The sequence below is a fragment of the Zunongwangia endophytica genome, assembly GCF_030409505.1.
Taxonomy (GTDB): Bacteria; Bacteroidota; Bacteroidia; order Flavobacteriales; family Flavobacteriaceae; genus Zunongwangia; species Zunongwangia endophytica.
The window spans coordinates 387,983-402,418 of sequence record NZ_JAUFPZ010000002.1; the positions used below are offsets into that span (position 1 = coordinate 387,983).

Genomic DNA, 14,436 nt, shown 5'->3' on the forward strand with positions numbered 1-14,436 from the left:
AACCTAATCATGAAGAAACTAATTTTTATCCTTTGTTTTATCTTAGGAACCAGTGCATTTGCACAACAAACTGAGGGTGATTCTTTTCAGAAAAAAGCAGTAAAGTTAATCGAGTTGACATCTGGGCAGCAATTTGAAATTATTAGTGAACCAATCGTTAATCAGATTCCTGAAGAAAATCGTGAAGCTTTTAAGAAAGACTTAAACGAGAGCTTAAACGGACTTTATGTAAAATTAGCTGAAATTTATCGAGAAGAGTTTACGGAAGCCGAAATCGATGAGATCCTTGCTTTTTATGATACTCCGGTAGGGAAGAAGATGGTAGAAACTACACCAAAAGTAATGGAAAAAGCAATGACCGTTGGGCAACAATGGGGTGTAGAATTACAGGGAATTATGTCGAAATACATGTAGTGTTTATATTTTTCAAAATATCAGCCGGCTTTAATTGCCGGTTTTTTTTTGCATTTTTAGTACTGAGAAAATAGATAAGAGATTTCAGAAAATAGAGGAGAGATTATTCTACAGTTTACAAAAAATTATTTCAAAATATTTCTTTGCAAACTGCAAACTGCAAACTGCAAACTGTTAACTGTTAACTGTTAACTGTAAACTGTGAACTGTGAACTGTGAACCGTCAAGCCATTAACTCCTAACTTCACTTTATAAACTGCTCATAATACCTTATTTTTACTTCATAAATTTTATAATATGGAAAAAGCTGACTGGAAAACAGTTAAGGAATATGACGATATCACTTATAAAAAATGTAATGGTGTAGCAAGAATCGCATTTAATCGCCCAGAGGTGCGTAACGCGTTTCGACCTAAAACGACCAGCGAATTGTTGCACGCTTTTCAGGATGCGCACGAGGATACTTCGATCGGTGCCGTTTTGCTTTCTGCTGAAGGACCTTCTCCAAAAGATGGTGTCTATTCATTTTGTAGTGGTGGTGATCAAAAAGCCAGAGGACATCAAGGTTATGTAGGAGAAGATGGTTACCATCGATTAAATATTCTTGAAGTTCAGCGTTTAATTCGTTTTATGCCGAAAGCGGTGATTTGCGTCGTTCCTGGTTGGGCTGTAGGTGGCGGGCATAGTTTGCACGTGGTTTGTGATCTTACGTTAGCGAGCAAAGAACATGCTATTTTTAAGCAAACCGATGCCGATGTAACTAGTTTCGATGCCGGTTATGGGTCAGCTTATTTGGCTAAAATGGTTGGACAAAAGAAAGCACGAGAGATTTTCTTTTTAGGTCGTAACTATTCTGCACAGGAAGCTTACGAAATGGGAATGGTAAACGCTGTAATCCCACATGAGGAATTAGAAGATTCAGCATACGAATGGGCTCAGGAAATACTGGCTAAATCGCCAACTTCTATTAAAATGCTGAAGTTTGCCATGAATCTGACCGATGATGGCATGGTAGGACAACAGGTTTTTGCGGGTGAAGCAACACGTCTAGCTTATATGACAGATGAAGCTAAGGAAGGTCGTAACGCATTTCTTGAAAAGAGAAAGCCAAACTTCGATAAAAAATGGATTCCATAGAACCCAATTTCAGTAATAATACTATAGATATTTCAGGTTTACCCAATTTTGAACAGGTAGCTTTAAATTCAGTAAGTAAAAAATTATTAACCAAACACCTGATGCAAATAGGTGTTTGGTTTTTAGTTGTGATTGGTTTTGGCGTTTTTATGTATTTTAAAGAAGAGGTTTTCATTGGAGCAATTATTAGTAGTATTCTGATTCTTTTTCTACTTTTCTCGGTTTTTGATGTCGTAAAAAAACAATCGCTTTATGGTTATGCTGTTCGAGAAAAAGACATCATTTACCAAAGAGGGTTTATTATTTCCAAAAAAACGGTAGTCTCATTTAATAGAGTTCAGCATGTTTCTATAAATCGAAGTCTTCTAGATAAATGGCTGGGAATTGCTACACTAAAACTATTTACTGCCGGTGGTAGTGGTAGCGATATAAAAATTCCTGGTTTAGATCCACAAATGGCAGAAATGCTAAAAGAAGTTTTATCGGGTAAGATTACTAATGAAGATGTCTAAACCTTTTAGCATACCGCAACGACAATCGGCAGCAGGAATTTTGCTGATTTTCTCCTCAAAACTTTACAAATTACTAAGGGCATCTTGGGCGATTTTAGCTGTTTTTATTTTAAAGAGTCCGGGACAGGAAGTTTTGTTATATGCTGGTTTAGGATTTGCGCTCTTATTGATTCTAGTAGCGATTTTCAGCTATTTTGATTATCGAAAGTTTTTGTTTCATATAGATTATGAAGCCGAAGAATTTATTCTGAAAAAGGGTGTTTTCAATTCTGATTTCGTGTCTATTCCTTTTGATAATATTCAACAGGTGAATTTTGAAAGAGGTATTTTGCAGCGGATAGCTGGCGTTTATAGTTTGGTAATAGATACTGCCGGAAGTAAAGAGAAAGAAGTTAAAATTGAAGCTGTAAGTGCTGAAGAGGCTAATCTTCTAGCAGATATACTGAATAGTCTTAAGAATGAAAAACTATCTAATACTGAAATAGCTCCTGAAGCTAAGAACAGCGAAGAAATTGAAGAATTTGAACAAGAAGAAAAATGGACCTATAGACTAAGCCTTTCAACCTTACTCAAGACCGGTATAAGTAGTAATTTTTTGAGAGGTTTTGGATTAATTTTCGTTTTTGTATCGACTATTTTTAATGAGCTGAATCAGTTTTTTAAAGAAGAAACTGCTAACTTTTGGGATACTGAAGTCATTGATGATATTGGAGGTGTTGCCAGTAATTCAGTATTTATTTTTGCGTGTTTTGCTATTGTAATTTTGGTACTGAGTATTCTAATTACTACCGGAGAGGTTTTTATTAAATATTTCAATCTTAATCTTACCCAAACTAAAAGCAGTTTAGATCTTCAAATGGGGTTAAGAACTAACACCCGAGTTTCTTTGAAACCAAAAAGAGTTCAAATTTTAAAGATTATTACCAATCCAATTCAGAAAAAATTAAATCTTCATCAGGCTTCGCTTTGGCTGGCGAGTAGTGAGCAACGACAGAAGAAAGATAAAATCCAGATTCCCGGTTTAGAAAAAGAGACGATTGAAAAAATAAAATTCTTCTTATATCAATCTGATGTAACTGAGAAAGGAACTATTTTCAGACCGCATTGGGTGGATCTTTCCAGAAGAATGATCTTAGGTTTTCTGCCTATCATTCTTAGTGTTATTCTACAGTATTTTACCGAATTTGTTGAAGTATTAATCTGGTCGATTTTAGCGGCTTTATATTTAGTGATCTATACTTATTGCCAATATCGAGTTTTCAATTCTTTGGAATTAAAAATTGGAGCTAATTTTATTTCTAAGAAATCTTTTCTTTGGGATGAAACTATCGAAATTATTGAAATCTATAAGCTGCAATCAATTACTATAAAACAACCGCTGTGGTATAAGCGTAGAAATTTAGTTCATGTTGTTTTTCATTCCGCAGCAGGAGACATTACTTTTAGAGCTGTAGATAAGTCGATTTTAGATAAATTGAATTATTGTCTTTATTCGATTGAACGCAGCAATAAAGCCTGGATGTAATTTTAAAACTTAAATAATTAATAATTCTATACACGAAAACGTTTTCGGTTTATAGTAATTTAGTATTTTAGTCTGATAGTTAACCTACTAAAACCAAATTTATCATGAAAAGATTTTTATCAATTTGTACTGCGGTGTGTCTAATTTTTATTGGTTGTTCTAAAGATGAACTGGATAACACCGAACAAGAACTAGAGGTTTTAAACGCCAGCGTTGGCGTTTATAATGAAACTCAACTAAGAAATGCTATTTCTTCTGCATCCCCCGGATGTAATTACAGTAAATGGAACAATTTATCTAACCCAGCAATTACAACTATTGAGAAATGGACAATCAAGTGCTAAAATTAATTTTACTGGAGGAACTTTAGACTGTTCTAATATATCTTCAGGATGGGGTGTTAAAGTAAATGGGAGTTATTGGAATATTAGTAATATGACAATACGTAATGCTCCAGATTGTGGTATTGTGTTCCAGCATGGTGGATACAATTGGGTCTATAATGTTACAACCCATGGCAATGGAGATTCTGGTCTGCAAATTTATAATGGATCACATCATAATAGTATCAATAATAGTTATTCCTATAATAATTATGATGTAGCAAATGGTGGAGAAAATGCTGATGGTTATGCTTGTAAATTGTCCGCAGGTCCAGGAAATCAATTTAATTACTGTACTGCTACTAATAATTCTGATGATGGTTGGGATTTATATGGACAGCCTTATTCTGTTTCTATTAAAAATTGCAATGCATATGATAATGGTTATGGTGTGAATGGTGATGGAAACGGATTTAAATTGGGTAGTGCCGGTCAAAACGTAAACCATACCGTTACTAACTGCTGGGCGCAAAACAATCTTGCTTATGGCTTTGATGGTAATGGAAACAACGGCTACATTAATATTAGTGGAAGTGGTGGTAATGGAAACGGAAAAGGACTTTTTGCAAGGATTAATTAATTTTATGCTTTCTAAGCAATAAAAAAGCCGCTAAAAGCGGCTTTTTTTTATATCTAAACTTGAATTCTAAATGAATTTTGGAAATTTCTCAGGATTAGTCTCATGCATAATAGCGTAAACTCTTTCATAAACATCTTCATGAGAAGGTTTAGAGAAATAATCACCGTCACTACCATAGGCTGGACGATGCTCGTTAGCCGTTAGTGTTTGCGGTTTACTATCCAAATATCTCCATGCATTTTGCTTTTCTAAGACTTGTTGTAGAATATAAGAAGAAGCACCACCGGGTACATCTTCATCTATCACTAGAAGACGGTTAGTTTTTTTAACGCTTTCTACGATATCTTTAGAAGTATCAAACGGAACTAAAGATTGTACATCGATAATTTCAATATCAATTCCTATTTCTGAAAGCTCTTCCGCGGTTTGCTCTATAATTCTAAGGGTAGAACCATAGGAAACAATAGTCATATCCTTTCCTTCTCTAATCGTTTCAACTTTACCAATTGGAGTTTTAAACTCCCCTAGATTTTCAGGTAATTTCTCTTTTAAACGATATCCATTTAAACATTCGATAACTAATGCTGGATTATCAAGATCTAATAAATTGTTATAGAAACCTGCAGCTTTTGTCATGTTTCGAGGAACAAGAACAAAAACACCTCTCATTAAATTTAAAAGTCCACCAAGTTGAGATCCACTATGCCAGATACCTTCTAGTCGATGACCACGAGTTCTTACAATTAAAGGATTTTTTTGAGTTCCTTTGGTACGGTAATGTAAAGTCGCTAGATCATCACTAATCGTTTGCAGTGCGTACATCACATAATCCAGATATTGAATCTCTGCAATAGGGCGTAGGCCTCTTAACGATAAACCAATTCCCTGTCCTAAAATTGTAGCTTCTCGAATTCCGGTATCGGCAACGCGATATGTTCCATATTTTTTCTGAAGACCTTCTAATCCTTGATTTACATCTCCTATTTCTCCTGCATCTTCTCCAAAAATTAAGGTCTCTGGGCGAGTTTCAAAAATCTTATCGAAATTATCACGAATAACTATTCGTGCGTCAACGGTTTTAGTTTCATCACCATAAACCGGTATTACTTCTTCATCTATCTTTTTATTCGTGCTGTATAGATGACTACTATACTCATCCTTAGTTTGACTTCTAAAATTCTCCATCCACGCCAAAAGATCATCTTTTTCGTTCCCTTCGAAATTGATAAGATATCTTAAGCTTTTTCTAGCTGTAGAGAGTACATCTTTTTTAAGTGGCTCTTTACAACTTTTTAGCCAGCTAATTAGCTTTTTAATGTTCTCGGCGTCTTCACTTTTTTTAGCAATATTGCTTAAAAGCTGAAGCAATTCTTTTTGTCTTTGTTTATTAGGATTAATGTACGCATCCCAGGCACGTTTCTTACCTTCACGTACATTACGTTTAATATCCTTATCTATTTGGCTAATTTCGTCTGGCGTACTAAAGCCATTATCAATTATCCATTTTCTAAATTGCGTATTACAATCGTACTCTTTTTCCCAGGCAAGTCGTTTATCACTCTTATAGCGTTCGTGCGATCCAGAGGTGGAGTGACCTTGTGGCTGCGTTAATTCAACAACATGAATTAAGACCGGGCAATGTTCTGCTCTGGCGATTTTCTGAGCTTTATCGTAGGCTTCAACAAGCGCTACATAATCCCAGCCATTCACAACAATGATCTCATAACCGTTGTTTTGATCTTCATCTCTTTGAAATCCTTTTAAAACTTCAGAAATGCTCTCTTTAGTAGTTTGGTGCTTGGCGTGTACAGAAATTCCGTATTCATCATCCCAAACACTCATAATCATAGGAACCTGTAAAACACCTGCTGCGTTTATTGTTTCCCAAAAGTGTCCTTCACTTGTGCTGGCATTCCCGATGGTTCCCCAAGCAATTTCGTTTCCGTTATCAGAAAATTTTTCAGCATCAATTCCTTCAACATGACGGTAAATTTTGGAAGCTTGCGCCAAACCTAATAATCTTGGCATTTGCCCTGCCGTTGGAGAAATATCTGCACTAGAGTTTTTCTGCTCCATCAAATTTTTCCAACTTCCGTCTTCATTAATATTGTGGGTAATAAAATGACCGCCCATTTGGCGACCTGCAGACATAGGTTCGTTACTAATATCCGTATCGGCATAAAGGCCGGCAAAGAAATTCTCTATGGTAAGTGCACCAATTGACATCATAAACGTTTGGTCGCGATAGTAACCAGATCTAAAGTCTCCGTTCTTAAAGCTCTTTGCCATAGCAAGCTGCGGCAATTCTTTTCCGTCTCCAAAAATACCAAATTTAGCTTTCCCGGTAAGCACTTCTCGTCTTCCCAGTAAACTACATTCGCGGCTCGTAACGGCAACTTTATAATCTTCTAAAACTTGAGTTTTAAAATCTTCGTAAGAAATCGATTCTTTAGTTTCGGTTTCGCTTTGCATGAACTTCTTTTTTGGATCACACAAATATAGCGAAAATTAGAATTATACACAATTCATGAAAATCGTCATATTTTAAATATAACATATTTTAACATCGATTAATTAAAAATAATTTAAAATATAATACTGAATTATGGTTTTTGTTGAATTCTTTAAATTTGATTATTAAGGCTGAAATATTCGGATTCTAGCCTTTTAATACCAACGCCGGGTAAACAATCTTATTAACGTATTGATATCCAGAGAAACTATAAATCGTATTTTTTGGTCATAATTTGGTTGTGCTACTTCCCAGCCAAGATTGGAATAAACCGGAAAAAATAATTCAAAATAATCTTCCACAAGAGCCACACGAACCCCAGAATCGTAAAGAAATTCGCTATTTTCTACTCTGTTTTTTACCACTCCCGCATCTCCGTATGCAAAAATCCACTTCCAGATATTTGTGCTCGCATTCACAGTGGTAATCCATTGGTTTGCATACTCGGGCATTACCTGGGATTTGAATCCACCTTCAGCCATAATAATTTGCTGACTGAATAATCCCGAGCCTTCGCTTCTTCCGTAGTAATTATAATCAAACAAGTAATCTGTTGGGCGATCTAAAGCAAAACTGAAATAATCGGAGTCCTTAACATCACTATATATAAATGCTCCACCAAAGAATCTTAAGTTTAACTGGCGATTATTTTTGAAGAGCTTACGGTATTGCAGAGTTAAGGATACTTTACTGAAATTTTCGGCCAATTGATAATCTAGAAGGGCTGAAGTACGATCAACCAAATACGAATTGCTAAAGGCATAGCGTACATTAAATACATTATAATTTGGCGTTTCGTTTTCTATAACGGGATTATCGTCGCGGTAAACATTTACGTTTCTGATCGATAAAGTTTGCCTCTCATTGTCCCTAAGATTTTGCGGTCTAAAGTAAAAACTAAGATACGGGGTGTACCTTCGATAATAGAGATCGTATCCATAGGAAAAACGATTACCACTAATGCCCATTCTTATGGTGCTCAAATCTTTATTAAGATATTGCCAGGTGTAATCTAAACCTGCACTTCCTACAACGGTATTACTGTTAAAACCATATTTTGGAGATAGTTTAAAACTGAAATTACGCGACAAGAATGTGGTATTGTAAACTTTTGGGCCAATGGCGATACCGTCATATAAATTATATTCAAATTCTGGCATAAAGAAGATCTGTGTATATTCTGGATCCTCCACATCTTCCAGTAATCTAAACTGAATTGGTTTGTTGAATAATTTACTTACTCCTTTGTAATTATTACGCTGGTTGAATTCAGGAATTATTTGCTCGTAGTTTAACGCAATTCTTTCGGCATCATTTCGTGGGATGGTTACAGTTTTTTCATTATCGATGCTGTCTACCCAGGTTTTGTAAATAATTTGATCGTCTTTTATTCCGTAGAGGGAAACCGGCATTTTATTGTCTCGTCGATTCTTAATGGTGACTTGAAGTGAATCTTTAGACTTCTTGAGTTTCGATATTTTGAAGTCAATTTTTTTGCGAGTATTTACATAATCTTCAAAAAACCAATCAATGTTCTTATCGGTGTTCTTTCGAAGTTTCGCAGCAAATTCTTCGGCGTTGCTGAGTTTCAATTTATTTTCTGAATAAAATTCAGCAATCGAATTTCTTACCGCTTCACTTCCCAGATAGTCTTCTAAATATTTTACTCCTATTCCCGCTTTATAAGGATTCGCAATATTGACATTAAATTTTAATAGCGAATCTTTACTTTCATTTAGAGGCTGATCAATATTCATTCTCGCCATATTCATGTAAAGTAATGGATATTGATCGTTGAATTCTAAGTCGGCTGCATGAAACCAGCGAATTCCTATAATATTGCTTAAGCTTCCAATGAGTTTCATTTTTGGATAATAGCGATCTACATAATTCATCATTATAGAAATGGCGATCGCATCATGGATCCATTGATCTTCTCTGGGATTTAGTAAAAGGCTATTGCTTAAAAAATTATTCGTAATTGTTTTTAATTGCTGAATATCATAATTGAAACCATCAGGGAAAGGTCTTATAAAATCGGGTAATTGGTTTAATCCATAAACCGGATTTTTAAGATAATCTTCTTTAGTGATCAAAAGTTTTTGATGAGGATATGTTCCTAGACGTTCTTCCAGAAAATCGAAAATTCGAATAAGAATTAGATCTTTAATTTCAGGTTGTAAACCATCGTCATCAAGATTACTTACCAATTGATGGCGCCCAACGGGCAGGGTTTCTAATTCGTAAGTTTGCGTAAGTAAAAGTTCAGACTCTACCCGATTTTTTCCCGACAGGGAAATGTACCTTCTATTGCCTTCAATATAATTTGCTTCAATATTTAGTGAGCTTGAAGGGGTAAATTCAGTTGGCGTGTTTAGATGAATTTCAATATCGGAAGGCGGAGTATATTGCTCGCCGATATCTTTATGGCTGTAAATTTTCCATTCTCCATTGAAGATAGCCGGAGTTAAATACCAGAACTTTAACTTATAATCGCCTTCATCACCAACACCAAAACGTGTAAATTTATCGCTAGGAAGTTTAACCGCGTAATCAAACTGAAGTGCAACTGTTTCACCAGGTTCAAGCTTTTCATTTAAAAGAACACGGAGAATATCTGGATGGTTTTGAGGTCTTATCCACATAAGACTATCACCATCCAGTTTTACTTTCTTTATGGTTGTGTATCCCTTTTCTTCTGATTTAGAAAAATGAAATTTCCGAACATATTCTTCTTCAAAACGTCGGGCTAGGGGAGTGCTTTTGTCTTTAAAGGCATTCGCCCAATCATTAAAATAGATTTCCCTAATCGCTTCTTTTGATGTGTTAACGTAGCTAACCTCCTGTTGAATGTGAATTGTATTCTCTTCTTTATCTATTTTTGCGTCTATCGAAATACGATGCTGAGCGACTACGCTAGTCATCTTAACTACACAACACAAAAAGAGTAGAAGAAAGTTTCTCAAAAGGCTTTTAGGTTTTAACGTCTACTATGCTTACGAAAACTTTGGTCTGGTGGTTTAGAAATTAGGACTTAGATTGTACTCTTCATAGAATTTATCAAGAATTTCGATAACTTCTTCTGGAGTATCTACCACCTGAACAAGATCCATATCTGGAGCGCTAATGTTCTTAAAAGTATCTAATAAAGTGCTTTTAATCCATTCAACCAAACCACTCCAAAAATCACTTCCTACCAAAATTATTGGAAATTTATCGATTTTATGTGTTTGGATAAGTGTGATGGCTTCAAATAATTCATCTAAGGTTCCAAAACCTCCTGGCATAACCACAAAACCCTGTGAATATTTAACGAACATTACCTTTCTCACGAAGAAGTAGTCGAAATCCAGACTCTTATCATTGTCGATATAAGGATTATCATGTTGCTCAAACGGTAATTCGATATTTAATCCTACCGAAGTTCCTCCCGCTAAATGCGCTCCTTTATTTCCTGCTTCCATGATCCCGGACCACCACCTGTGATGATTCCGTAACCATGATCTACTATTTTTTTCGCTACTTCTTCAGTAAGCTTATAATATTTCATATCAGGTTTGGTTCTTGCCGAACCAAAAATAGAAACACAAGGGCCAATTTGACTCAGTTTTTCATAACCGTTCACAAATTCTCCCATTATTTTAAAGATTGCCCAGCTATCGTTAGTTCTTATTTCGTTCCAGGTCTTTCCTCCTTGTTTAGGTCTCATGCTTTATGCTTTCAATTTTTTTATTAAAGTTCTTTTTTAAGGAATCTTGCGGTATGGCTCTTTTTATTTTTCGATACTTCTTCAGGAGTGCCGGTTACAAGAACTTCGCCACCACCTTTACCACCTTCAGGGCCAATATCGATAATATGATCTGCCATTTTAATAACATCCATATTATGTTCAATTATGAGTACCGTATTTCCTTTGTTGGTTAATTTATTTAGGACTTCCATAAGCACTCTAATATCTTCAAAATGAAGTCCTGTTGTTGGTTCATCTAAAATATAAAAAGTGTTACCGGTATCACGTTTAGATAATTCTGTTGCTAATTTTATACGTTGTGCTTCACCACCAGAAAGGGTAGTACTTTGCTGTCCAAGCGTAATATAACCTAAACCAACATTTTTTATGGTATTTAGTTTTCTGTAGATCTTAGGAATCGGCTCGAAGAATTCGTTTGCTTCATCAATAGTCATTTCTAAAACATCTGAAATTGACTTTCCTTTGTACCGAATTTCTAAAGTTTCGCGGTTAAATCTTTTTCCGTGGCAGGTTTCACATTCAACATACACATCGGGTAAAAAGTTCATTTCGATAACACGCAAACCACCGCCTCTACAAGTTTCACAACGACCTCCCTTTACATTAAAACTAAATCTGCCCGGTTTATAACCTCTAATTAAAGCTTCAGGAGTTTTAGCAAAAAGGCTTCTAATTTCAGAAAAAACACCGGTATAAGTTGCCGGATTACTTCTTGGTGTACGCCCAATAGGAGACTGGTTAATATCGATTACTTTATCGATATGATCTAATCCTTTTATCTTTTTATAAGGTTTTGGCTCTTTTACGCCATTAAAATAATAGGCGTTCATAATCGGATAGAGAGTCTCGTTAATTAAAGTAGATTTACCACTTCCTGAAACTCCCGTGACCGCAATCATTTTTCCCAAAGGAAAATCAACCGAAACATTTTTTAAATTATTACCAGTAGCACCAGTAAGTTTTATTTTTTTACCATTTCCTTTTCTTCGTTCTTTAGGCACAGCAATTTCAAGTTTACCACTAAGATAATCGGCGGTAAGCGTTCTATTTTTATGCATTTCTGAAGGTGGTCCCTGGCTAATAATTTCACCGCCGTGTTTCCCGGCTTTTGGGCCAATATCAATTACGTGATCGGCGCGCTCGATCATATCTTTATCGTGCTCTACCACAATAACAGAATTTCCGATATCACGTAGTGAAATTAGAGAATTAATCAGTTTTTCGTTGTCACGTTGGTGCAAACCAATACTTGGTTCATCTAAAATATAAAGCACGCCAACTAACTGCGACCCAATTTGAGTTGCCAATCGAATTCGTTGTGCTTCACCACCAGATAAACTTTTAGAACTACGATTCAGGTTTAAATAAGTAAGCCCCACATCTTCTAAGAACTTAAGTCGGGTCCTAATTTCTTTTACCACTTCCGTAGCGATCTTCTTTTGCTTTTCTGTAAGTCGATCTTCTAGATTTTCAAAAAGAGCTACCAAATCACTAATATCGATATTAGCTAATTCAGCAATATTTTTGTCATCTATTTTGAAATATAGAGATTCCTTTCTTAAGCGACTACCGTTGCAAGTAGTACACTCAATCTTATCCATGTATTCTTTGGCCCATCGGCGCAAAGAAGTAGAATCATTATTTTTAAAGGTTTCTTCGATAAAAGTTGCTACGCCTTCAAAATCGATCTTATACTCGCGAGTAATTCCTAAAGATTTTGATTCTTTACTGAATTTTTCTTTACCACCATTCATAATCATATTCATGGCGTCCTTCGGAATTTTTTCGATAGGATCGTTCAGACTAAAATCAAAGCGATCTGCAATTAGCTGAAGTTGTGAAAATACCCAGTTCTTTTTTTGCGGACCATGTGGTGCTAATCCCCCTTTTTTTATCGATTTTGATTTATCTGGAATTATTCGTTCTTCGTTCACCTTATATAAAGTACCAATCCCGCTACAGCTAGGGCATGCTCCTTTTGGAGAATTAAAAGAAAAAGTGTTTGGTTCTGGATTTGGATAAGAAATCCCGGTTGTAGGACACATTAAATTTCTACTGAAAAATCTGGTCTCGCCAGTTTCCTGCTCCATGATCATCAATACATCATCGCCATGGTACATCGCGGTTTTAATGCTCTCGTCTAAACGTTTTTGCGCATCGGTATTATCGTCGATCTTAAGCCGATCGATGACGATTTCTATATCATGCGTTTTATATCGATCCAGCTTCATGCCTTTTACGATATCTCGAATCTCACCATTGGTTCGTACTTTCACAAAACCCTGTTTGGCAATATTTTCAAATAATTCGCGGTAATGTCCTTTTCTGGAACGTACTACCGGCGCTAAAACACTTACACGTTTATCTTTATAATGCTCGACAATCAATTCTTTAATTTGATTATCGGTATAACTTACCATCTTCTCGCCGGTGTTATAACTATAGGCTTCCCCGGCGCGGGCAAAAAGTAATCTTAGAAAATCGTAAATTTCGGTAATCGTTCCAACGGTACTACGCGGATTTTTACTTGTGGTTTTCTGCTCGATCGCAATAACCGGAGAAAGTCCTTCAATTTTATCGACATCGGGACGTTCTAAACCGCCAAGAAACTGGCGAGCGTAAGCAGAAAATGTTTCAATATAGCGGCGTTGGCCTTCAGCATAAATCGTATCAAAAGCAAGAGAAGATTTTCCAGAGCCTGAAAGTCCCGTAATCACGACTAATTTTTCGCGGGGAATCTCAACATCAATATTTTTTAAGTTATGAACTCTGGCTCCTAAAACTTCTATTTTTTCTTCAGTTTTCGTCATATTTTTCATCAAGATCGCAAAGTTACTCAATGCATTGCTAACTAAAAAGTAAGCAAGGTTTCACCATTGTTAATTTCAATCTAAAATTGGGCGATTTTTTAAGTTTGGTTAAGCAAATTCTATTGCAGTAGTTCTTTTTTTCTTTTTTCAGCAAAAACTTCAAGCTCTGCAAAAAACCTATAAAACTCATCTTTAAATTCCTCGTAGAATTCACGAAGTTCGTGTACAGATTCACCCATTTTCGATCTAAATTTAGTACGCTTATTCATCTGAGACAAAATTAGACCAATCCCATCAATAGTAGAATAAGTGACTAACCAATCGTGCTCGATCATGTACGGCATAAAGTTTTTTACTCGCTTTGGTAAAACTTCTATATTGTTTTGGATGAGTTTATAAAAATCTGAACTATAATTTTCTAATTTGGTGTTATGAAAATCCTGCCAGTTTGCAGCTAAAAAATGATCATATAAAATATCAACAATCACTGTGCTGTAATGCGAATATTTCTCAAAAAGACGGCGAACACTTTGGTGCACGATAGGGTGAGCGTCGGTAAATTCATCAATATTTCGATGCAGTGTAATCCCTTTTTGGACTGTTTCCGGGTAGTCTAAATATTGTTTTCCTTTTACAGAATCGGCGATAAAATTACCGATTTTTAGCATATCATTTTCTCCCGAAAGGTAGATGTGGGCAAGATAATTCATTGCCACAAGATAAGGAATCTACTTCATTATGTTTTGTTAAGATTTTGAGCAGCCGGGCTAAGCTGTTATATTTGCCTTTCGGTTTATAAAAGCCAGTAGAAA

9 protein-coding genes and 1 pseudogene are annotated in these 14,436 nt (G+C 35.6%); 5 read left to right on the top strand and 5 right to left on the bottom strand.

Features of this window, described 5'->3' with window-relative positions; translation table 11 throughout:
- Positions 1-9 precede the first annotated feature (9 nt).
- The 5 genes from QWY91_RS01910 to QWY91_RS01930 all read left to right on the top strand — a co-directional run bounded on the left by QWY91_RS01910 (position 10) and on the right by QWY91_RS01930 (position 4,551).
- A complete protein-coding gene (locus QWY91_RS01910; protein WP_290231168.1) occupies positions 10-414 on the top strand; it encodes a DUF2059 domain-containing protein in 405 nt (134 codons plus the stop codon).
- A gap of 297 nt (positions 415-711) precedes the next feature.
- Positions 712-1,551 (top strand): 1,4-dihydroxy-2-naphthoyl-CoA synthase, encoded by an 840-nt coding sequence (locus QWY91_RS01915; RefSeq protein ID WP_290231169.1) that lies wholly within the window; start codon positions 712-714, stop codon positions 1,549-1,551.
- The gene (locus QWY91_RS01920) at positions 1,539-2,063 is read left to right on the top strand and encodes a PH domain-containing protein (protein ID WP_290231170.1); all 525 of its coding nucleotides are present in this window, start codon (positions 1,539-1,541) and stop codon (positions 2,061-2,063) included. The genes QWY91_RS01915 and QWY91_RS01920 overlap by 13 nt, the downstream gene beginning before the upstream one ends.
- A complete protein-coding gene (locus QWY91_RS01925) occupies positions 2,056-3,588 on the top strand; it encodes a PH domain-containing protein (RefSeq protein ID WP_290231172.1) in 1,533 nt (510 codons plus the stop codon). Before QWY91_RS01920 ends, QWY91_RS01925 begins: the two co-directional genes overlap by 8 nt.
- 243 nt (positions 3,589-3,831) lie before the next feature.
- Positions 3,832-4,551, top strand: a complete 720-nt coding sequence (locus QWY91_RS01930) for a right-handed parallel beta-helix repeat-containing protein (protein ID WP_290231174.1) — start codon at positions 3,832-3,834, stop codon at positions 4,549-4,551.
- Positions 4,552-4,617: 66 nt separating this feature from the next.
- On the opposite strand, the gene QWY91_RS01935 is transcribed toward QWY91_RS01930, so the two are convergent.
- From QWY91_RS01935 to QWY91_RS01955, 5 genes and pseudogenes are all read right to left on the bottom strand, one after another.
- A complete protein-coding gene (locus QWY91_RS01935; protein WP_290231176.1) occupies positions 4,618-7,023 on the bottom strand; it encodes an alpha-ketoacid dehydrogenase subunit alpha/beta in 2,406 nt (801 codons plus the stop codon).
- Positions 7,024-7,218: 195 nt separating this feature from the next.
- A complete protein-coding gene (locus QWY91_RS01940; RefSeq protein ID WP_353958643.1) occupies positions 7,219-10,029 on the bottom strand; it encodes a gluzincin family metallopeptidase in 2,811 nt (936 codons plus the stop codon).
- A gap of 54 nt (positions 10,030-10,083) precedes the next feature.
- Positions 10,084-10,772: pseudogene (locus tag QWY91_RS01945) on the bottom strand (LOG family protein).
- Positions 10,773-10,795: 23 nt separating this feature from the next.
- Positions 10,796-13,624 (bottom strand): excinuclease ABC subunit UvrA, encoded by a 2,829-nt coding sequence (gene uvrA / locus QWY91_RS01950; protein WP_290231178.1) that lies wholly within the window; start codon positions 13,622-13,624, stop codon positions 10,796-10,798.
- 119 nt (positions 13,625-13,743) lie between these two features.
- A complete protein-coding gene (locus QWY91_RS01955; protein ID WP_290231180.1) occupies positions 13,744-14,334 on the bottom strand; it encodes an acyl carrier protein phosphodiesterase in 591 nt (196 codons plus the stop codon).
- Positions 14,335-14,436 lie beyond the last annotated feature (102 nt).

Coding starts and splice junctions, on each gene's coding strand:
- QWY91_RS01925 (WP_290231172.1), top strand. CDS start 2,056: ATGTCTAAACCTTTTAGCATACCGCAACGACAATCGGCAGCAGGAATT.
- QWY91_RS01955 (WP_290231180.1), bottom strand. CDS start 14,334: ATGAATTATCTTGCCCACATCTACCTTTCGGGAGAAAATGATATGCTA.
- QWY91_RS01910 (WP_290231168.1), top strand. CDS start 10: ATGAAGAAACTAATTTTTATCCTTTGTTTTATCTTAGGAACCAGTGCA.
- QWY91_RS01915 (WP_290231169.1), top strand. CDS start 712: ATGGAAAAAGCTGACTGGAAAACAGTTAAGGAATATGACGATATCACT.
- uvrA (WP_290231178.1), bottom strand. CDS start 13,624: ATGACGAAAACTGAAGAAAAAATAGAAGTTTTAGGAGCCAGAGTTCAT.
- QWY91_RS01920 (WP_290231170.1), top strand. CDS start 1,539: ATGGATTCCATAGAACCCAATTTCAGTAATAATACTATAGATATTTCA.
- QWY91_RS01935 (WP_290231176.1), bottom strand. CDS start 7,023: ATGCAAAGCGAAACCGAAACTAAAGAATCGATTTCTTACGAAGATTTT.
- QWY91_RS01930 (WP_290231174.1), top strand. CDS start 3,832: ATGCTATTTCTTCTGCATCCCCCGGATGTAATTACAGTAAATGGAACA.